Source organism: Dyella sp. 2YAF14 (assembly GCF_052114725.1).
In the GTDB taxonomy this organism is placed as follows: Bacteria; Pseudomonadota; Gammaproteobacteria; order Xanthomonadales; family Rhodanobacteraceae; genus Dyella.
The window spans coordinates 198,557-217,424 of sequence record NZ_JBFRFH010000001.1 but is presented as its reverse complement, the minus strand read 5'-3'; the positions used below and the strand labels follow the sequence as shown (position 1 = coordinate 217,424).

The 18,868-nt window shown below is 63.0% G+C and carries 19 protein-coding genes and 1 riboswitch; of the genes, 9 read left to right on the top strand and 10 right to left on the bottom strand.

The window, feature by feature from the left end; translation table 11 throughout:
- Window positions 1–218 precede the first annotated feature (218 nt).
- From hflK to AB4Y82_RS01035, 4 genes are all read left to right on the top strand, one after another.
- A complete protein-coding gene (hflK, locus tag AB4Y82_RS01050) occupies window positions 219–1,391 on the top strand; it encodes an FtsH protease activity modulator HflK (protein ID WP_441603552.1) in 1,173 nt (390 codons plus the stop codon).
- A complete protein-coding gene (hflC, locus tag AB4Y82_RS01045; RefSeq protein ID WP_441603551.1) occupies window positions 1,388–2,257 on the top strand; it encodes a protease modulator HflC in 870 nt (289 codons plus the stop codon). Before hflK ends, hflC begins: the two co-directional genes overlap by 4 nt.
- Before the next feature lie 12 nt (window positions 2,258–2,269).
- Window positions 2,270–2,455 carry a DUF2065 domain-containing protein gene (locus tag AB4Y82_RS01040; RefSeq protein ID WP_441603550.1) on the top strand — a complete coding sequence of 62 codons (186 nt, stop codon included), beginning with the start codon at window positions 2,270–2,272 and terminating at the stop codon, window positions 2,453–2,455.
- A 179-nt stretch (window positions 2,456–2,634) separates the two neighbouring features.
- Window positions 2,635–3,927: an adenylosuccinate synthase gene (locus AB4Y82_RS01035; protein WP_441603549.1), complete on the top strand. Its 1,293-nt coding sequence runs from the start codon at window positions 2,635–2,637 to the stop codon at window positions 3,925–3,927.
- A 213-nt stretch (window positions 3,928–4,140) separates the two neighbouring features.
- Here AB4Y82_RS01035 and AB4Y82_RS01030 read toward each other — a convergent pair whose 3' ends face one another.
- A complete protein-coding gene (locus tag AB4Y82_RS01030) occupies window positions 4,141–4,473 on the bottom strand; it encodes a hypothetical protein (RefSeq protein ID WP_441603548.1) in 333 nt (110 codons plus the stop codon).
- Between the two features lie 806 nt (window positions 4,474–5,279).
- On the opposite strand from AB4Y82_RS01030, the gene AB4Y82_RS01025 reads away from it, so the two are divergent.
- Window positions 5,280–5,594 carry a HigA family addiction module antitoxin gene (locus AB4Y82_RS01025; protein WP_441603547.1) on the top strand — a complete coding sequence of 105 codons (315 nt, stop codon included), beginning with the start codon at window positions 5,280–5,282 and terminating at the stop codon, window positions 5,592–5,594.
- Window positions 5,595–5,839: 245 nt separating this feature from the next.
- Window positions 5,840–6,466 (top strand): DUF4253 domain-containing protein, encoded by a 627-nt coding sequence (locus AB4Y82_RS01020; protein ID WP_441603546.1) that lies wholly within the window; start codon window positions 5,840–5,842, stop codon window positions 6,464–6,466.
- Window positions 6,467–6,519: 53 nt separating this feature from the next.
- Here the strand turns inward: AB4Y82_RS01020 and AB4Y82_RS01015 are convergent, their stop codons facing one another.
- Window positions 6,520–7,860, bottom strand: coding sequence for a carbohydrate-binding protein (locus AB4Y82_RS01015; protein WP_441603545.1), 1,341 nt, complete (start codon window positions 7,858–7,860; stop codon window positions 6,520–6,522).
- A 464-nt stretch (window positions 7,861–8,324) separates the two neighbouring features.
- On the opposite strand from AB4Y82_RS01015, the gene AB4Y82_RS01010 reads away from it, so the two are divergent.
- Window positions 8,325–8,786, top strand: coding sequence for a hypothetical protein (locus AB4Y82_RS01010; RefSeq protein WP_441611072.1), 462 nt, complete (start codon window positions 8,325–8,327; stop codon window positions 8,784–8,786).
- Between the two features lie 74 nt (window positions 8,787–8,860).
- Here the strand turns inward: AB4Y82_RS01010 and gcvP are convergent, their stop codons facing one another.
- Window positions 8,861–11,809, bottom strand: coding sequence for an aminomethyl-transferring glycine dehydrogenase (gcvP, locus tag AB4Y82_RS01005; RefSeq protein WP_441603543.1), 2,949 nt, complete (start codon window positions 11,807–11,809; stop codon window positions 8,861–8,863).
- Window positions 11,810–11,862: 53 nt separating this feature from the next.
- Window positions 11,863–11,971, bottom strand: a riboswitch (glycine riboswitch).
- 200 nt (window positions 11,972–12,171) lie between these two features.
- Here gcvP and AB4Y82_RS01000 point away from each other — a divergent pair.
- Window positions 12,172–12,594, top strand: a complete 423-nt coding sequence (locus tag AB4Y82_RS01000; RefSeq protein WP_441603542.1) for a VOC family protein — start codon at window positions 12,172–12,174, stop codon at window positions 12,592–12,594.
- Window positions 12,595–12,785: 191 nt separating this feature from the next.
- Here AB4Y82_RS01000 and AB4Y82_RS00995 read toward each other — a convergent pair whose 3' ends face one another.
- Genes AB4Y82_RS00995 through AB4Y82_RS00975 form a run of 5 tightly spaced genes read right to left on the bottom strand, consistent with a single transcriptional unit; the run spans window position 12,786 to window position 16,939 of the window.
- A complete protein-coding gene (locus AB4Y82_RS00995; RefSeq protein ID WP_441603541.1) occupies window positions 12,786–13,385 on the bottom strand; it encodes a cytochrome c3 family protein in 600 nt (199 codons plus the stop codon).
- A gap of 1 nt (window position 13,386) precedes the next feature.
- Window positions 13,387–13,950 (bottom strand): nitrate reductase cytochrome c-type subunit, encoded by a 564-nt coding sequence (locus tag AB4Y82_RS00990; RefSeq protein WP_441603540.1) that lies wholly within the window; start codon window positions 13,948–13,950, stop codon window positions 13,387–13,389.
- Window positions 13,951–13,960: 10 nt separating this feature from the next.
- The gene (gene napA / locus AB4Y82_RS00985; RefSeq protein WP_441611071.1) at window positions 13,961–16,462 is read right to left on the bottom strand and encodes a periplasmic nitrate reductase subunit alpha; all 2,502 of its coding nucleotides are present in this window, start codon (window positions 16,460–16,462) and stop codon (window positions 13,961–13,963) included.
- A complete protein-coding gene (locus tag AB4Y82_RS00980) occupies window positions 16,459–16,755 on the bottom strand; it encodes a chaperone NapD (protein WP_441603538.1) in 297 nt (98 codons plus the stop codon). The genes napA and AB4Y82_RS00980 overlap by 4 nt, the downstream gene beginning before the upstream one ends.
- 25 nt (window positions 16,756–16,780) lie before the next feature.
- The gene (locus AB4Y82_RS00975) at window positions 16,781–16,939 is read right to left on the bottom strand and encodes a periplasmic nitrate reductase, NapE protein (protein ID WP_441603537.1); all 159 of its coding nucleotides are present in this window, start codon (window positions 16,937–16,939) and stop codon (window positions 16,781–16,783) included.
- 210 nt (window positions 16,940–17,149) lie between these two features.
- Here AB4Y82_RS00975 and AB4Y82_RS00970 point away from each other — a divergent pair, with 210 nt between their 5' ends.
- On the top strand, window positions 17,150–17,686 hold the full coding sequence (locus tag AB4Y82_RS00970) for a molybdopterin-dependent oxidoreductase (RefSeq protein WP_441603536.1): 537 nt from the start codon (window positions 17,150–17,152) through the stop codon (window positions 17,684–17,686).
- A gap of 111 nt (window positions 17,687–17,797) precedes the next feature.
- On the opposite strand, the gene AB4Y82_RS00965 is transcribed toward AB4Y82_RS00970, so the two are convergent.
- Window positions 17,798–18,028, bottom strand: a complete 231-nt coding sequence (locus AB4Y82_RS00965) for a formate dehydrogenase subunit delta (protein WP_441603535.1) — start codon at window positions 18,026–18,028, stop codon at window positions 17,798–17,800.
- A 5-nt stretch (window positions 18,029–18,033) separates the two neighbouring features.
- Window positions 18,034–18,867, bottom strand: a complete 834-nt coding sequence (gene fdhD, locus AB4Y82_RS00960) for a formate dehydrogenase accessory sulfurtransferase FdhD (RefSeq protein ID WP_441603534.1) — start codon at window positions 18,865–18,867, stop codon at window positions 18,034–18,036.
- Window position 18,868 lies beyond the last annotated feature (1 nt).

Sequence of the window (18,868 nt, the reverse complement as noted above, 5' to 3'; positions counted from 1 at the left end):
CCTTGCGGCGCCAGTCGCGCACAGGGTGCGCTCCCACAAGTGGAGCGCTTCCATGGGGAGGAATCCCTGGCGGGCTCTGTTAGAATGGTCGCTGTTTGTGTGCGGCCATTCGCGCTCGCGCGGTACCCATCTCAAGCAGCCGACCCTATGTCCAAACCCGTTCAACGCGCTTTCCGGCCAACGCAGCCGGCCTCCCAGCGGCCTTAAGGAGACTGACCATGGCCTGGAACGAACCCGGTAACGGGCAACGTGATCCGTGGAACAGGAACCGCCAGCCTGGCAATAAGCCGGGTCTGGAGGACATGCTCAGGCAGCTGCGCAACCGGCTGGGCAAGCTTGGCGGCGGCGCCGGCGGCATCTTCACCATCCTGCTGGCCTTCCTGATCGTCTGGATCGCCATGAGCAGCTTCACCATCGTGGATGCGCGCCAGGCCGGCGTGGTACTGCGCTTTGGCCAGTACTCCCGCACCCTGCCGCCGGGTTTCCACCTGAAGTTTCCGAGCCCCATTGAAACGGTGACCAAGGTCGGCACCACCGAGATCCGATCGGTGTCCGACAAGGTGCGCATGCTGACCAGCGACGAGAACATCATCTCGGTCGACTTCAACGTGCAGTACCAGGTGGCCGACGCCCGCAAGTTCCTCTTCTCGCTCAGCGGCCCGCCGGAAGACACGCTGCGCCAGGCCTCCGAGGCCGCCGTGCGCACGGTGGTGGGCGCCAATGTGATGGACAACATCCTCACCAGTCAGGGCGAAGGCGAGACCGTCGCGCCCGCCGCTGCCAGCACCGTGGCGGGCGCCTCGTCCGTGGCGACCCCGGCCGTTGTACCCGTGACCGGCGTGAAGGCGCAGACGCGCGACACCCTGCAGCAGCAGACGCGCGAAATCCTGCAGGCCACGTTGGACGAATACGACGCCGGCCTCGTGGTGACCGACGTGAGCTTCCAGAACGTGGCCCCGCCGCAGGAAGTGAAGGACGCCTTCGACGACGTCAACGCCGCACGCGAAGACAAGCAGGGCACCGAGAACAACGCACGCGCCTACGCCAGCCAGGTCGTACCGGTGGCACGTGGCGATGCCTCGCGCATTTCTGCCGAGGCCCAGGGTTATGCCGCTGCACGCGTGGCCACCGCCACCGGTGATGCCTCGCGCTTCAACCTCATCCTCAAGGAATACAAGGCCGCGCCGGATGTCACGCGCCGTCGCCTGTGGCTGGAAACCGTCGAGGACGTGATGTCGAACAATCCCAAGGTGCTCGATGGCTCCGGCGGCCGCAACATGATCTACCTGCCGCTCGATCGCGCGACCGGCAAGGATGTGCCGAACGTGGGCTCGGTGATGCAATCGGCAGGCAGCGACAGCAGCCTCGGCGGCAAGGAGAAGCAGCCATGAAGATCGTCTCCGCCATCATCGCCGTGCTGATCGTGTTGCTCGGCTTCAACAGTTTGTTTGTCGTGCACGAAGGGCAGACCGCACTCGTGCTGCAGTTCGGCCGCATCGTGCGCACCGGCGACCAGCCCGGCCTGCACGCCAAGTTGCCGTTCATCCAGCAGGTGATGACGTTCGACAACCGCATCCTCACGTTGGAAGCGCCGCCCGAGCGTTACTTCACCTCCGAGAAGAAGAGCGTCAACGTCGACTTCTATGTGAAGTGGCGCATCGCCGACAACGCCGCGTATTACCGCGCCACTGCGGGCGACGAGCTGCAGGCGGCCAATCGCCTCACGCCGATCGTGAAGGACGCGCTGCGTTTTGAATTCAATGGTCGCACCTTGCAGGAGCTGGTCTCGGCCGGCCGCAAGGACGTCACCGAACGCGTGCGCAAGCAGACCGACACGGCCGCCCGCAAGAATTTCGGCATTGCCGTGGTCGACGTGCGCATCAAGCGTATCGATCTGCCGGACGAAGTGAGCGAGTCGGTGTACAAGCGCATGCGCGCCGAGCGCACGCAGCTCGCCAACGAATTGCGCTACACCGGTCAGCAGGCCGCCGAAACCATCAAGGCCGACGCCGATCGCCAGGCCCAAGTCGTGAAGGCGGAAGCCGAGCGCGATGCGGCCAAGGTGAAGGGCGAGGGCGATGCCCAGGCCGCGGCGATCTACGCGCAGGCTTACGGCCAGGACCCGGAGTTCTTCGCGTTTTATCGAAGCCTGGCCGCGTACCGTACCTCCTTCAAGGACGGCAAGGGCGTGCTGGTGCTGCGACCGGATTCGGAATTCCTGAAGTATTTCAGCGACGGCGCATCGTCCAAGCATTGAGTGGCAGGGACGATGTCGAAGGAATTGGCAGGCGCGTTGTGCCTGGTGTTGGTGTTTGAAGGGCTGGTGCTGTTTGCCGCGCCGCGCGGGTGGCAAGCCACTATGCGCGAGGCAGTCAACATGAGCCCGCGCACGCTGCGCGTGTTTGGCGCGCTGGCCATCGGCATTGGCCTTGTGGCCTTGCAGTTGGTGCATTGACTTGATGCGGCGATGGGCCGTTCAACCCATCGGAAACCGCCACGGTTTCCTCATCGTCATCCCGGCTGGTGTCGGGATCCAGCGACGTCGAAGGCGCTGGCATGACGCGCTGAGGTAGCCAGCCGAATTCGCGGCCCTTGGGCCATCCGATTTTTCAAATTGACGAGAGCAACATCATCATGGGCAAGTCAGTAGTCATCCTTGGTGCGCAGTGGGGCGACGAAGGCAAGGGCAAGATCGTCGACCTGCTGACTTCGAAGGTCAGCGCCGTCGCTCGCTTCCAGGGCGGTCACAACGCCGGCCACACGCTGGTCATCGGTGGCAAGAAGACCGTGCTGCATCTGATCCCGTCGGGCATTCTGCGCGACGACGCGCTGTGCCTGATCGGCAATGGCGTGGTGCTTTCGCCGCAGGCGCTCAAGCAGGAAATCGAAGAGCTCGAAGCGCAGGGCGTGGAAGTGCGTTCGCGCCTCAAGATCAGCCCGGCCACGCCGTTGATCATGCCGTACCACATCGCCGTCGATAAGGCGCGCGAAATCGCTGCCGGCAAGAGCGCCATCGGCACCACCGGCCGCGGCATCGGCCCGGCGTACGAAGACAAGGTGGCTCGCCGCAGCGTGCGCGTGGCCGACCTGATGTATCCGCACGAGCTGCCCGAGAAGATCAAGGCCGCCGTCGAGTACCACAACTTCATCCTCACCCAGTGGCTGAAGGCCGAGCCGGTCGACTTCCAGACCGTGCTGGACGATGCGCTGGCCTATGGCGAATTCATCCGCCCGATGGTCGACGACGTCGCCACCATCCTGCACGACGTGCGCAAGGAAGGCGGTCACATCCTTTATGAAGGCGCGCAGGGCGCGCTGCTCGACATCGACCACGGCACCTACCCGTACGTGACCTCGTCCAACACCACCGTGGGCGGCGCGCTCGCCGGCACCGGCGTTGGCGCAGGCGACATCGACTACGTGCTGGGCATCTGCAAGGCGTACGCCACGCGCGTGGGCGGCGGTCCGTTCCCGACCGAGCTCAACGACGAGATGGGCGAGCGCCTGCGCAAGGTCGGCAACGAGTTCGGCGCCAGCACCGGCCGTCCGCGCCGCTGCGGCTGGATCGACCTCGTCGCGCTCAAGCGCGCCGTGCAGATCAACGGCATCAACGGCCTGGCCATCACCAAGCTCGACGTGCTCGACGGCCTGCCGACCATCAAGGTCTGCATCGCCTACGAATACCGCGGCAAGCGCCGCGAACTGGCCCCGCTCGACGCGGACGGCTGGGCCGAGTGCAAGCCCGTCTACCTGGAATTCCCGGGCTGGGACGAATCCACCGCCGGCATCCGCGAATGGGACAAGCTGCCTGCTGCTGCTCGTGCCTATCTGCGCGCGGTGGAAGAGCTGTCGGGTTGCAAGCTGTCGCTGGTGGCTACCGGTGCGGATCGTGATGACACGATCGTGCTGGATGATCCGTTCGCTTGATCGGTTAGTGCGTAGGCAAGGCAAACAAAAAGGCCCTGCAATCGCGGGGCTTCTTTTTACTACCGGATGGCGTTGGAGTCTGTTCGCCTCGAAAGCGTAGCCATGTTGGCTACGAGCGTAGCGTTACTGGCTACAACATGAGGTGTTAACTACCTCCGTCCCGTTTTCAGAAAGTCGTTGTTGTAGTACGGGTCGTCTAACTACGTTAGCCCATTAGTTCCCTGAAGAGGCGACTTCCTTAGCCACAATTCGAAGCATTTTCGCGTCGTTCCATGCAGACACAAACGAAAAAACCTTAAACCCTTCAACAGAATCCTCATCGGCCATGTCACAGGCCAACGATAGGAAAGGATCTTCAATCTCGATAGTCCCGTGGCTTAGCGCCTTGCCTTCAGGACTGAACCATTGATACCCCGCAACTTGCCTAAAGACCAGTTCGGACTCTTGCTCTCTCCAGTTGAGATAGGCGACATGTAGCTCATCGCCAACTAACGTGACGCTGGATATTTCAGCGTCGTCGAAGCGCAACTTTTCAAATTCCAACATACATCACCTCATTGACCCGGAAATCTTTCGCCAAAACAGGGGCAGAGTGCACTTTCACCTCTTCTGGACCTCGATTTCTAGCCGGAAAGGTTGACTCCGAGATAGCCCTTTGCCCTCACGCTTACCTGTGGCCACGCGGACATCCATCTCGCCCATCCCTGACAGACGATGGCAAGCCTGATTGTTAGGGTCAGCCAGTCACTCGCGTTGTCGTGTTGCACGTCTCGCGAATGACCATGACTACCAAGTCATGAGGCGCGGGCCGTGAGTGCGACTAACACCCACAGCCCGCTAACCATCACCAACTTCAAGAGAGTTGATCATGGCTACCCGCGATCATACGGTACGCATTCGCTCGTCCGTTCCCCCTGACGACACCCTCGCTCCTCCGCCTGACGACTCGTTATCCGAGGCGGTGGCATGGCCCGAAACCCTGCGTCATAGCACTCGCGGCGACATCGCCCTGGCGGTGCTCGCCCTCATGCGCCTGCGTGTCGACAGCGAGCAGTGCCGCCAGGCGCAGGCGCGAGGATTCCCCGGCAGAGCGCTGCCATGGCCGCTTCCCGCGGCCGTCACGGCCAGCTTGGGCACGGCCATTCACTGCTTGCAGCAGTACAGCCGCCTGCTCGGTGACGAGCCTCGAGCGAACACCACACGCCTCCGATGATCGCCGTTGCAGCGCATCGGCCGGCATGGCGATGCGCCGCGTTCGGGCAATCACCGACGAAGCTGCCAAGCATTCACTGACACGGAGCGCTGTAAGCGCCTATCCGCTGTGCGGCCGTGTCCGACAGGGAGGAACCACCATGGAACTGATCCAGCTCACCCCGCATTCGGAAATCGACCCCTCGCAACCGCTGCGAGCCCCCGGCGACATCCTGCTGCACGCCTACCTGATTCCGAACGCCCTCAATCCCGCCCAACTCGCCCGCCGCACCGGCATACCGTCCAATCAGATCAAAGCCTTCATCGCCGACACCCACCCCATCACCGCCAAGATCGCCATCCGCCTCTCCCTCGCTTTCGACACCACCGCCTTCTACTGGCTGGCACTTCAGGCGCGATACGACCTGGAAAGGGCAAAGCCTGTGGTGCGCGCTTATCGGCCTCTTGTTGATTAAGGGCAAACGCACGACAAGCGGGACCGATGAAAGGGACAGAGGCAGCTAAGTCCCACCGTCATTGTTCGAACTAACTACCTCTGTCCCGTTTGCTCGATTGTGCTGGATGATCCGTTTGCCTGATCACGATTAGTGTGCCGAACACCAAGGCCCTGCTTCATGCGGGGCCTTGTTTTTGGCGAGCGCTGAATGCGGCATCATGCGCGTGGTCATCGATGACGACTCGCATCTCAGGGGAGGTGAACATGAGCAAGCGTATTTGGACATGGATTGCAGGGTTGGTATTTGCCTCGGGCGCATCCGCGTCCGGCGTACAAAGCTTGCGTACTCTTGATGAAGCTTCGGCTTACCTTGAACAGCAGAACCTCGGTGAGGTTCGCCACTATTCGACCAGGGACTTCGGCCGGGATCAGTATTCGGGCGCGCGTTCCGTGGTGGTAAAGCCGGAGCTTGCGGAAACACTCTTGCGCGATCTTCGTGGCAGGCTTGGGCCGGGCCTTGTGGCGTTCATCGGAACAACCAACAGCCTTGCCGCCCCGCCTTCGGTCGGGGCCGAGATTGTGATCGGAAAGGGAACGTCGCAATTCGACGTACTGCGGATTGCTGCATCCGATGCGGTCAATCACGGCATGGGTACGGAAGATCTGATCAAGAAACTCCGGACATGGGATGCCGCGTATGGCATCGATATTTTTCAGGCGGAAACGGACACCATCCAGTTTCGCCTAAAGAAGCCGCCGCGTGATATGCGCGCGTTCGCAAAGGACCTGTATGCATTCTGCCCGGACATCGTGGATCAAGGCACTTTGACGGTGGATGCGTTGCAGAAAGAGATAGAGCGCACGCACACGGTCTTTCTCTGGTGGGACTGAGCTTCGGGCAGTGATCACGGGTCGGCGTCTGCGCCGACCCGTGATCCGATGGCTTACCGCCCCAAATCGCTCAAGAACCGCTTCGTATACTGCAACGGCGTCGTCGACGGCACCGAGTTGCACGTCGGCGATGCGTAGTTCTGATTACACGGCGTATCGCGGTCGAGCGACCAGAAGTGGATGCCGGCGAGGCCGTTGGCGACGGCGTAGGTGGTGATGGCGTCGGCGTTGGCGATGGTGAAGTTTTCACTCGCGGCGTCGTTGATGCCGATCATCGGGGTGATCTCGATTTTGTTCGGCGAGATGCCGTAGGTGTGTTCGAGATTCTTCACCGCCTGGATTGCGGATTGGCCCATGTCGCAGCTGCCGTTTGCTACCACGCACAAGTACGAGGCGGCGGATGAGCCGTAGTCCATCGCCATCAGGTTGATGGTGTAGTTGGTCAGTGAGGAGGCCTTGATCGCCTTCACCACCATATCGCCGAGGCTGTTGACGCCACCGTAGCTGCCGTCGGATGCGCCGAGCGTGGCGAGGGTGAAGGAGAAGCGCAGGTTCGGATATAGCGACTGGCCGTACACGGCGGCAGCGACGAGGTTGTTGATGGTCGCCTGCGATTGGCCGCCTTCGATGTCGAAGTCCACGCCCACCATCTTCGGCGACATGTAGCGCGACAGGAACGTAGCGAAGTTGGCGGTGCTGCCGCAGGTGAAGGTGCCTGCCTGGCCGCCGGTAGAGACGATGTAGGACACGCCGGCATTGGAAAGCGCGGAGATATTCGCGCTGGCGAAGCTGGCGCCCGGGACGCCGCCCCAGTTTTCGCTGCCGCATTCGCCGGTGGCGAAGGCGAGGGTGATGGCGCCAAGGTTGGTCACGTAGTTGGACTTGAGGCTGCCACTGCCGACCACCGGTATCGACGAGCCCGTGGCCGCCGCGGTCTGCATGACATTGGTGTTCCAGTTGAGGTTGATGGTCACGTCCTTGTAGGGACTGAACACCAGGTTCGCGCCGGTGCCGGGCGGATTGGTGGGACCTGTGCCACCGCCACCCGTGCCGCCACCGCCAGTACCACCGCCGCCTGTGCCGCCACCACCGGATCCGCCCGTACACGCGCCTTGCGAGGTCCACGGCTGGCCGGAGCCTGCACCGCCGCTGTTGGTGGCGGGGTCATTGCCCTGCGTCCACCAGTTGGCGAGGTAGTTGGTGCCGTTCTCGCTCGCGGTCTGGCCGCCGGTGTAAACCGTGCTTGCGCTCCACGCCGCGGCGCAGGTGGCCTGCGCGTGTACGGCTTGAACGGGAGCGAGCGTCATCAAGCTCATGGCCATCGCACCACCTGCGGTGGTGCCGATGGCGTTGAGTGCCGTGCGTAGCCAAACAACCGACTTCTTCAAGTGCATGGAAGCGTCTCCTGGTTGTGTTGCATCACTAAGGCGGAAGGTTTCCCTGGCGACGAGCCGAGTCCGATCGGCGGTGGGCGTCCCCGTGCTTTCCCTGTGGGTCATGACTTGCCGTGGTCATGACGATGTCGTCTTTGTGTCCACTCTTGACAACGTTGTCCTTAAAAGACGATGGGAACTGTGATGGGGGTTGTGAATTTGGGACGCCAAATCGATCGTTATGGATGGATGGTTATATGGCGCGACGTGCCGTGTTTTTCGTGCGTTGCAGCGCGTTCGACGGCGGATTGCTTGAGGTCTATGGCGATGCGGGATGGTGCGTTGCGACTAGAACGATTCAGACGTTTGGATGGCTAGCCGTTTCCGTTGAGACTTTTCTGACAACGTTGTCTAAGGTCGGCATGGCGATCTGACCAGGTGCCGAAACAGCAGATAGCCCTTACCATCGCTGAGCCGGCACGGGGGTGCCGGCGCAAGAAATCACAGGGGGAGTTATGGGATCGCGTTACAAGCAGGAACGCTGGTACTGGCCGACGTTCGGAAACATCGCCGATGCCGAGCAGGCATCCAATCAGGGATTCTGGGCCGCAGTGTTTTGTGCGGTCGTGACGGCAGTTGTCGCCACCATCAGCCTGCTGTCCAACCACAGCGTCATGGGCATCAATGCGTTCGCTTACGCCGACGCGCTGTTCCTGGCCATCATTGCCTGGCGCATCCGGCGTCGCTCGCGGGTGTTCGCGGTGATTGGCCTGGTGTTGTTTGTGCTGGAAAAGATTTTCCAGTTTGCCACGCAGCCGCAGGCTTACTTTGGCATCTTCATGGCCGTGGTGCTGTTGTTTTGCTTTATCAATGGCGTGCGCGGCACCTTCGCCTACCATCGCATGATCGCGGCCAAACCGCAGGAGCCAGCAGTCGCAAGCGTCTGACGTGCTGCATGGCTTTCAACAAAAAAAAGGGCTCCGCATGCGGAGCCCTTTTTCTATTCACGCTGAGGGCAAGCTCAGGCGACGTTCGGTTCGCTGAAAGCCTCGATCTCGCCCTTGAACGCTTCCACCGGTACGCAGCTGCAGAAGACGTTCTTGTCGCCGTAGACGTTGTCCACGCGGGCGACCGGCGACCAGTACTTCTGGAACTTCAGGCTGGGTAGCGGGAAGGCGGCCAGTTCGCGGGTGTAGGCGTGGGTCCACTCGGAGGCGGACACCATCACGGCGGTGTGCGGGGCGTGCTTGAGCGGGTTGTCTTCGCGGTCGAGCTTGCCTTCGTCCACGGCGCGGATTTCGTCGCGGATCTGGATCATGGCGTCGATGAAGCGATCGAGCTCGGACTGCGATTCGCTTTCGGTCGGTTCGACCATCAGCGTACCGGCAACCGGGAAGCTCAGCGTCGGTGCGTGGAAGCCGAAGTCGATGAGGCGCTTGGCGACGTCTTCTGCGCCGATGCCGGTGGCGTCCTTGAGCGGGCGCAGGTCGAGGATGCACTCGTGTGCCACCAGGCCGTTGCGGCCGGTGTAGAGCGTCTCGTAGTGCGGTGCCAGGCGCTTGGCGATGTAGTTGGCGTTGAGCAGCGCGACCTGGGTGGCGCGGCGCAGGCCGCTGGCGCCCATCATGGTGATGTACATCCAGCTGATCGGCAGGATCGAGGCGGAGCCGTAGCTCGCCGCGGAGACCATGCCTACGGAGCCAGCGCTCTTGTGAGGAGTGCTGCCATGGATGGCAGCTTCTTGATCTTCGCCGACAGGGATGTCGGCATAAGTACGAGGAAGGAACGGGGCGAGATGCGACTTCACCGCGCACGGGCCCACGCCCGGGCCGCCACCGCCGTGCGGGATGCAGAAGGTCTTGTGCAGGTTGAGGTGCGAGACGTCCGAACCCCACTTGCCCGGCTTGGCCACGCCGACCAGCGCATTCATGTTGGCGCCGTCGGTGTACACCTGGCCGCCGTGCTCGTGCACGATCTCGCAGATCTTGACGATGTCTTCCTCGAACACGCCGTGCGTGGACGGGTAGGTGATCATCAGGGCGGCGAGGCGATCGCTGAACTTCTCGGCGGCGCGCTTGATGTCTTCCACATCGACGTTGCCGTTGGCGTCGCACTTGGTCACCACCACCTGCATGCCGCACATCTGCGCGGAGGCCGGGTTGGTGCCGTGCGCGGATTCGGGGATCAGGCAGATATCGCGATGGCCTTCGCCGCGCGAGCGGTGATAGGCGCGGATGGCGAGCAGGCCGGCGTATTCGCCTTGCGCGCCGGAGTTCGGCTGCAGGCTCACGGCGTCGTAGCCGGTGCATTCCACCAGCATCGCTTCCAGCTCGTCGATCAGCTGCTTGTAGCCGGTGGCCTGATCAGCCGGGGCCAGCGGATGGATGTTGGCGAACTCGGGCCACGTCACCGGGATCATTTCGGCCGTGGCGTTGAGCTTCATGGTGCAGCTGCCCAGCGGGATCATGGTGCGATCCATCGCCAGATCCTTGTCGGCCAGCGAACGCATGTAGCGCAGCAGCTCGTGCTCGCTGTGGTGCGTGTTGAACGCCGGGTGCGTCATGAACTTCGACGTACGGGCGAGGCCGGCGGGCAGGGCGTCGTTGGTCTTGGCGTCGAGCGCGTCGATATCGGCGATGGTGGCGCCAAACAGCGCAGCGACGGCGATGACGTCCGCGCGCGTGGTGGTTTCATCGAGGCTGATGCCCAGGCTCTTGCCGTCGATCTGGCGCAGGTTGATGCCGGCGGCCTTGGCCTTCGCATGGATGGCGGCGGCATCGACGTTGACCACGTGCAGCGTGTCGAAGAAGTCCGGGCCAACGGTGACGCCGGCATCACGCAGCGCGCCGGCAAGGATCGCGGCAAGGCGATGCGTGCGACGCGCAATGCGCACCAGGCCTTCCGGACCGTGGTACACGGCGTACATGCTGGCCATCACGGCGAGCAGCACCTGCGCGGTACAGATGTTGGAGGTCGCCTTCTCGCGGCGGATGTGCTGCTCGCGCGTCTGCAGCGTAAGGCGATAAGCCGGCTTGCCTTCGGCATCGATGGAGACGCCGATCAGGCGGCCCGGCATCGAACGCTTGTAGCTGTCGCGGCAAGCCATGAAGGCGGCATGCGGGCCACCGAAACCGAACGGCACGCCAAAACGCTGGGTGTTGCCGACCACGATGTCGGCGCCCCATTCGCCCGGCGAGGCGATCACGGTAAGGGCGAGCAGGTCGGTGGCCACGCAGACCACGCCGTGGCGCGCGTGCACTGCGTCGGCCAGCGCCTTGTAGTCGTTGATCTGGCCGAAGGTGTTGGGGTACTGCAGCAGCACGCCGTAGCTGTCGACGCTGGCGGCTTCGCTGTCGTCGCCGATGTGCAGGTCGATGCCCATCGCTTCGGCGCGGGTCTTGATCACTTCCAGCGTCTGCGGATGCACGGCGTTGGAGACGAAGAACAGATTGGACTTGGACTTGGTCGAACGCTTGGCCAGCGTCATCGCTTCGGCGGCGGCGGTGCCTTCATCGAGCAGGGACGCGTTGGCAATCTCCATGCCGGTGAGGTCGGCGCACATGGTCTGGAAGTTGATCAGCGCTTCCATGCGGCCCTGCGAGATCTCGGCCTGGTACGGCGTATAGGCCGTGTACCACGCCGGGTTTTCCAGGATGTTGCGCAGGATGACGTTCGGGGTCAGCGTGCCGTAGTAGCCCTGGCCGATGAAGCTGCGGAACACCTGGTTCTTGTCGGCGATGGCGCGGATCTTGGCCAGCGCTTCCACTTCGGTGATCGGCGAGGGCAGGGCCAGCGGCGCCGGCGACTTGATCTTGCCCGGCACGATGGCGTCGGTCATCGCTTCCAGCGAGTCGAAGCCCAGCAGCGCCAGCATCTTGGCGATTTCAGCGTCGTTGGGGCCGATATGACGCTCGATGAAGGCGTCGTGGTGCTCGAGATCACGCAGGGAAGGATGGGCGTTCTGACTCATGGCAGGGGCTTCCGAAAATGGCCAATAAAGGCCGAACGTGCATGCCGCACGCGAAGCGCCCCTCTGTCCTTTTGCCTGAGAGTTTGGAAGAGCAGGCTCAACGAGCCCACGCTTCGTGCCCCTTCGGCGCCGGATTTAACCGGTCTCTCCAGAGTTTCTGTGCGTGTGATGGTCTGGGGCCTGAGCGATTACGGGCGTTGCGCCTTCGGCAGCGGTTCTCACCGCTTCTCCCACCACACGCTAAACGACGATTATAAGCTGCCTCGGCCGGGATTTCCTCCCTGGCGGTCCGGGGCGTCGCCCACCGTGCGGCCCTTGTCTCAAACGGCATAAGATGAAAGGCCCGCCTCAGGAGCCGCCCCATGCCCAAGCCCCCGTTTCAGCTGGCCCGGATCGACCACGTGGTGCTGCGCGTACGCGATGCCGAGGCCATGGAGCGCTTCTATATCGACGTGCTGGGTTGCCACGAAGAGCGCCGCCAGGACGAGATCGGCCTGGTCCAACTGCGCGCTGGCGACTCGCTGATCGACCTGGTGGCGCTGGACAGCAAGCTCGGCCGTCTGGGTGGCGCGGGTCCGGGCGGCGAGGGTCACAACATGGATCACCTATGCCTGCAGGTGGAGAACTACGACGAGGCGGCGATCGTGGCCCATCTCAAGGCGCATGGCGTGCGCGTGGGGGATATCGGTTCGCGCTACGGGGCGAAGGGCGAGGGTCCGTCGATTTACCTGTACGACCCGCAGGGGAATATGGTGGAGTTGAAGGGGCCGCCTGCGACTACCTGACCGCCCTTGTGGGAGCGCACCCTGTGCGCGACGACCCGGCGGAGAGGTGCGCCGCAGCGGGACGGTCGCGCACAGGGTGCGCTCCCACAGGGAGGGCGGGCTCCTCAGCCCTGCGGCACGCCGGTCATATCTGGCAGGTGATGCGCGATACGATCGCGCACAGGGTGCGCTCCCACAGGGGGGCGGCCTGCTCAGCCCTGCGGCACGCCGGTCATATCCGGCAAGTGATGCGCGATGCCCTTGTGGCAATCGATGCAGGTCTTCTCGCCCGAGCCCAGCCAGCGCTTGTGGATTTCCGCCGCGCGCGTCGACTGGCGCGTGAGGTCCATCGATGTGTAGTTATGGCAGTTGCGGCATTCCAGCGAATCGTTGGCTTTCAATCGCGCCCATTCGTGTTCGGCCAGTTCCAGGCGGTGGTCGAGAAACTTCTCGCGCGTGTTGACGGTGCCGAAGATCTTGCCGTAGACCTCCTTGGAGGCCTGCATCTTGCGCGCGATCTTGTCGGTCCACTGATGTGGCACGTGGCAGTCGGGGCAGGTGGCGCGTACGCCGGAGCGGTTGGTGTAGTGGATGGTCGACTTCAGTTCCTGGAAGACGTTGTCGTGCATCTCGTGGCAACCGGTGCAGAACGCCTCGGTATTGGTCAACTCAAGTCCCGTGTTGAACGCACCCCAGAACATCACGCCCGCGATAAAGCCGCCCAGGGTGAGAAAGCCGAGGCTGTAGTGGACGCTGGGGCGGCGGATCGTCCGCCATAAGGCAACGAGCCATTCCTTGAGCCGCGGCCACATATCAGTTCGCCTTCTGCTCGGGCTGCTCGGAGAGCACGGTGTCGATGTCCTTGAAGTTGTTCGCGACCAGCGGCTTGGCGTCGGTCTGCACCACATGGCACTGGTTGCAGAAATAGCGGCGCGGGGAAATGGTGGCGAGGAACTGGTCGTTGCGATCCATGTAGTGGGTGACGCTGACCGGCGGCGCCTGGAATTTGTCGGCGTTGGCGCGCGCGTGGCACAACAGGCAACGATTGGAATTCTTGTCGATCTGGTAGTTGTCGATGGAGTGCGGGATCGTCGGTGGCTGCATCGGATAGGCGCGCACGCGCTTGATGTCTGCGTTCTCCACGCGGGCCATCAGCGGGGCGGCGATTTCCTGGTTCACCGGGGCGCCGCGACGGATGGCGTCGATCTGGTCGCCTGCGGCCACGGGTTCGGCGGTGCTTGCGATCGCCGGTGGCGCCGTGGCCGGTACGGCGGCCACATGCGGCTCGGGCGAGGATTTCTTGCCCACCGCGAATCCAACCGCGGCGGCCACCAGCACCACGATGACGGCGAGGACGATGAGGGCTTTGTCGCGCATCATGTCTCTCCTAAACCGCTATGACCTTGACCGCACACTTCTTGTAGTCGGTCTGTTTGGAGATCGGATCGGTCGCGTCAAGCGTCACCTTGTTGATCAGCTGGCCGGCGTCGAACCACGGCACGAACACCAGGCCTTGCGGCGGCTTGTTGCGGCCACGCGTCTCCACCCGCGAACGCATTTCGCCGCGACGGGAAATGACTTTTACCTCGTCGCCGCGCTTGAGTCCGCGCGATCGCGCATCGTCCGGATTCATGAATACAACGGCTTCGGGGAAGGCGCGATACAACTCCGGCACGCGCATGGTCATCGAGCCGGAATGCCAGTGCTCGAGTACGCGGCCGGTGGACAACCAGAGGTCGTATTCCTTGTCGGGTATCTCGGGCGGTGCCTCGTAGGGCAGGGCCCAGATCACCGCGCGCCCGTCGGGATTGCCATAGAACTGGAAGCCTGTGCCTGCTTTCACATAAGGATCTGCACCTTCGCGATAACGCCAGCGCGTCTCCTTGCCGTCGACCACGGGCCAGCGCAGGCCGCGCGCCTTGTGGTAATCGTCGAACGGGGCGAGGTCGTGTCCATGGCCGCGTCCAAACGCGGCGTATTCCTCGAACAAACCCTTCTGCACGTAGAAGCCGAAGGCGGCTGCTTCGTCGTTGTCGTAGCCCGCTTCCATCTCGGTGGTGGGGAACTTGTCTACGTTGCCGTTGCGATAGAGCACGTCGAACAGAGTCTTGCCCTTGAACTGCGGATTGGCGGCGAGTATCTCCGCCGGCCAGCATTCGTCGGTGGTGAAGCGCTTGGAAAATTCCATCAGTTGCCACAGATCCGAGCGGGCTTGTCCCGGCGCCTTCACCAGTTGGTGCCAGAACTGTGTGCGCCGCTCGGCGTTGCCGTAGGCGCCTTCTTTCTCCACCCACATGGCGGCGGGGAGGATGAGGTCGGCTGATTGCGCAGTGACGGTGGGATAGGCGTCTGACACCACGATGAAATTGCGTGGATCGCGGTAACCCAGATACGTCTCCTGCATCAGGTTCGCGCCGGCCTGCACGTTGTTGTTGCACATCACCCAGTAGGCATTGAGCTTGCCGTCGCGCAGCATGCGGTTCTGCTGTACCGCGTGGTAGCCGGGCTTGGGCTGGATGATGCCGTGCGGGATCTTCCAGATCTCCTCGGCGTGTTTGCGATGCTCCGGATTGGTGACCACCATGTCGGCGGGCAGGCGATGGCTGAACACGCCCACTTCGCGCGCGGTGCCACAGGCGGACGGTTGGCCGGTCAGCGAGAACGGGCTGTTGCCGGGCGTGGCGATTTTTCCGGTGAGCAGGTGGATGTTGTAGATCATGTTGTTGGCCCACACACCGCGCGTGTGCTGGTTGAAACCCATGGTCCAGAACGACACCACCTTGATGTCCGGATTGGCGTAGAGCTCGGCCAGCTGCTGCAGCCAGCCTTTGTCCACGCCGGTCATCTCGACGGTTTTTTCCAGTGTGTACGGCGCCACAAAGGCGGCGAACTGGTCGAAGTCGATCGGCTCGCTGGCAGTCGGGTCCTTCGCGTTCTTGGCTTTTTCTTCCAGCGGATCGTCGGGGCGCAAGCCGTAGCCGATGTCGGTGACGCCGCGTTTGAAACTGGTGTGCTTGGCGACGAAATCCTTGTTGACGCGATTCGTCTTGATGATGTGGTTGGCGATGTAGTTGAGGATCACCAGATCGGTCTGCGGCGTGAACACGATCGGGATATCGGCCAGTTCGAAACTGCGATGCTCGAAGGTGGACAGCACGGCGACTTTGACATTGGGATTGGACAGGCGCCGGTCGGTGACGCGCGTCCACAGGATCGGATGCATCTCCGCCATGTTCGAACCCCACAGCACAAACGCATCGGCCGCTTCGATATCGTCGTAGCAACCCATGGGCTCGTCCATGCCGAACGTGCGCATGAAACCCATCACAGCCGAAGCCATGCAGTGGCGTGCATTGGGGTCGAGTGTATTGCTGCGGAAACCACCCTTGAGCAGCTTGTTGGCTGCGTAGCCTTCCCACACGGTCCATTGGCCGGAGCCGAACATGCCGACGGCTTCGGGGCCTTTCTCCTTGAGCACGCGCTTGAACTGCTCGGCCATCACGTCGAACGCCTCGTCCCACGAGACTTCGGTGAAGGCACCGTCCTTGGCGTAGACGCCGTTCTTCTTGCGCAGCATCGGCGCAGTCAGGCGATCCGCGCCGTACATGATCTTTGAGAGGAAATAGCCCTTCACGCAGTTGATGCCGCGGTTCACTTCGGCGAGCTGATCGCCATGCGTGGCCACCACGCGGCCATCCTTCACCGCCACGTTGACGCCGCAACCGGTGCCGCAGAAGCGGCAGGGCGCCTTGCTCCACTTGAGCTGGACCATGTCGCCTTCGAGCAGCACATTGGTGGCGGCGGCGGGCACGGCCAGGCCAGCCACGTTGGCGGCAACCGCAACGGCCGTGTTGCGAATGAATTCGCGGCGCGTCATGGACAGGGTCATGGCTCGGCTCCTTGATGTATTGCGCCCGTGGACACCAGTTCGTCCATGACGGCGGCGGGCTCCACGTGGTGGTAGATCAGCGATACGTTGATGACCCCGGGCAGCATCTGCAGTGCGTCGATGTGATCCATCACGGCGCGCTGGTTGTCGGTTTCGCACACCATCACGCAGCGGCATTCGCCTTGTATGGCGATGTCCAGTGCGTCGTGATCGTTGACGAAGGCGCTAAGCGTTGGTGCGGCATCCGGGCGATGCAGCACGACCAGGCTGGAGATGTGATGCTCATCCCTCATGGCAGTCCCCTGTGCTTGGCCAAGGTCAGACATGCGGCGGGCCGCTGACAAACATCTGCCAGAACCACACGGCGAAGCCAAAGGCGGCGATAAACATCACCGACAGCACGGGGAAGAGCAAAAGCAGCAACAGGAACGTGGTGCGCTCCTGCTTGCGGGTGCTTGGGTTGGCCGATGGTTCCACGCGCACCTCCCACAGGCTGGACGTTACTTCCCAGATCTGCGCGTTAAGCTAAACCGATCATTCCCCTGGCCCCCTGACCTGGATCAGAGCAGCCATCCGTATTGGCGATCACTGACAAGGCATGCTTGTATGCAACAAGTCGAGTGTACGCTTCACGTTTTTCCGCAGCGGTGAAAGCCGCGTGAATTCACCGCACATAGGGAGCTAGGCATGGCAATCCGCAGGTGGCATCGATATGCCCTTAGTGCTCTGTTGCTTGGGGTTTGGGTGGTCCTTTTTGCCCATGGCGCTGACGCACCTTCGTCCGCTGCGCCGACAGCCATAGAAGTATCGGTCGCGGGCAAGCCAGCACTATCGCTGGATGCCAAGGCCTTGGCCGCGATGCCGCATGAAGAAGTCACGGCGTCCGCGCACGATGAGGCGGCCAGCCAGTGGCGGGGCGTGAAGCTGGAAGATGTGCTGGCGCGGGCAGGCGTGTCGCTGGACAAGCCGTTGCGTGGCCGCGCGCTGGCTTCGTTCGTGCGGGTGACGGCGGCTGATCAGTATCAGGTGGTGTTTGGGCTGGCGGATCTTGATCCCACGCTGGGGCATACGCAGGTGCTGCTGGTGGATATGCGCGATGGCAAGGCGCTGGACAAGGATGGTCCGGTGCGCTTGCTGGTGCCGGGGGATAAGCGGCCGGCGCGCTGGGTGCGGAACGTGACGGCGATTGAAGTCGTCGATGGTGGGACGACCACGCGTCCGTGACGAGGCGAAGCGCCATGTGGGAGCGCACCCTGTGCGCGACAACCTGACGGAGCGTTGCCGCCGTTGTGCCGCGGTCGCGCACAGGGTGCGCTCCCACAAGGTGTCGCAGGTTTAGCGCACGTCTACCGGTGGCAGCTCCAACTCACTCACAGCTTCTCGCGCGAGCGGAATCAAACCCTCGCCGCCTTCCGCGACATAGGCCTTCAACTGTCGCCGCATGCTCGGATCCCAGAACCGCTTGAGGTGGTCGCGCACGCTGATCACCGCCGCCGCGTGATCGGGTTCGACGGTGAAATAGGTGGCGATGTCGTTCGCCATGGTGACGAGTCGTTCGATGCGCATCGTGCTTACTCTGACACCGGCGGCAGCAGGCGGCCGGGATGGCTGTAGATATTGTGGCTGCCGGGCCGCGCAAAACCCACCAGGGTGATGCCGGCGCTGCGCGCCAGTTCGACTGCGAGCGCGGTGGGTGCGGAGATGGCGGCAAGCATGGCGATGCCGGCGCTGGCGGCCTTGGTGACCATTTCGTAGCTGGCGCGACTGGTCACCACGGCAAAGCCTTCGTTGACGTCGATGCCCGCACGTGTGATCGCGCCGATCAGCTTGTCCAAGGCGTTGTGGCGACCAACGTCCTCGCGCACCAGCAGGATGCGGCCTGACGCGTCGGCCCAGGCGGCTCCGTGCACCGCACCCGTCGCGAGGTTCACCGGTTGGCGGCTCTTGAGTTCGTGCAGGGCGATTTCCAGCGCCTCGCGCGTCACGGTGGGGCCGTCGCCCACGGAGCCATCGTGGCGAACAGCATTCTCCAGATCCCGCGTACCGCAGATGCCGCAACCACTACGGCCGGGCAGCAGGCGTTCCTGCTCGCGGCCGAGGTGGGCGCCATGCGCATTGTCGGTGACCCGCATGGCCAGCTCGATGCCTTCCAGCAAGGCGTGCACTTCCAATTGCAGCAATTGCGCGGGCTCGCTGATCAGGCGTTCGGTGAGCGAGAAGCCCAGCGCGAAATCGTCCAGGTCGTGCGGCGTCGCCATCATCACGGCGAAGGTCGCGCCGTTGTAGTTCATGGCGATGGGTATTTCTTCGGCGACGAAATCCTCTTCGTGCGTCGCCTCGCCATTGCGCCAGCGGTCGACGGCACGCACGGCATAGCCGCGCATCGCTTCGTCTTCGTCAGCCATG

Coding starts and splice junctions, on each gene's coding strand:
- hflK (WP_441603552.1), top strand. CDS start 219: ATGGCCTGGAACGAACCCGGTAACGGGCAACGTGATCCGTGGAACAGG.
- AB4Y82_RS00995 (WP_441603541.1), bottom strand. CDS start 13,385: ATGTGGCCGCGGCTCAAGGAATGGCTCGTTGCCTTATGGCGGACGATC.
- hflC (WP_441603551.1), top strand. CDS start 1,388: ATGAAGATCGTCTCCGCCATCATCGCCGTGCTGATCGTGTTGCTCGGC.
- AB4Y82_RS01025 (WP_441603547.1), top strand. CDS start 5,280: ATGGAACTGATCCAGCTCACCCCGCATTCGGAAATCGACCCCTCGCAA.
- gcvP (WP_441603543.1), bottom strand. CDS start 11,809: ATGAGTCAGAACGCCCATCCTTCCCTGCGTGATCTCGAGCACCACGAC.
- AB4Y82_RS01015 (WP_441603545.1), bottom strand. CDS start 7,860: ATGCACTTGAAGAAGTCGGTTGTTTGGCTACGCACGGCACTCAACGCC.
- AB4Y82_RS00990 (WP_441603540.1), bottom strand. CDS start 13,950: ATGCGCGACAAAGCCCTCATCGTCCTCGCCGTCATCGTGGTGCTGGTG.
- AB4Y82_RS01020 (WP_441603546.1), top strand. CDS start 5,840: ATGAGCAAGCGTATTTGGACATGGATTGCAGGGTTGGTATTTGCCTCG.
- AB4Y82_RS00970 (WP_441603536.1), top strand. CDS start 17,150: ATGGCAATCCGCAGGTGGCATCGATATGCCCTTAGTGCTCTGTTGCTT.
- AB4Y82_RS00965 (WP_441603535.1), bottom strand. CDS start 18,028: ATGCGCATCGAACGACTCGTCACCATGGCGAACGACATCGCCACCTAT.
- AB4Y82_RS00980 (WP_441603538.1), bottom strand. CDS start 16,755: ATGAGGGATGAGCATCACATCTCCAGCCTGGTCGTGCTGCATCGCCCG.
- AB4Y82_RS01040 (WP_441603550.1), top strand. CDS start 2,270: ATGTCGAAGGAATTGGCAGGCGCGTTGTGCCTGGTGTTGGTGTTTGAA.
- AB4Y82_RS01000 (WP_441603542.1), top strand. CDS start 12,172: ATGCCCAAGCCCCCGTTTCAGCTGGCCCGGATCGACCACGTGGTGCTG.
- fdhD (WP_441603534.1), bottom strand. CDS start 18,867: ATGGCTGACGAAGACGAAGCGATGCGCGGCTATGCCGTGCGTGCCGTC.
- AB4Y82_RS01030 (WP_441603548.1), bottom strand. CDS start 4,473: ATGTTGGAATTTGAAAAGTTGCGCTTCGACGACGCTGAAATATCCAGC.
- AB4Y82_RS01035 (WP_441603549.1), top strand. CDS start 2,635: ATGGGCAAGTCAGTAGTCATCCTTGGTGCGCAGTGGGGCGACGAAGGC.
- napA (WP_441611071.1), bottom strand. CDS start 16,462: ATGACCCTGTCCATGACGCGCCGCGAATTCATTCGCAACACGGCCGTT.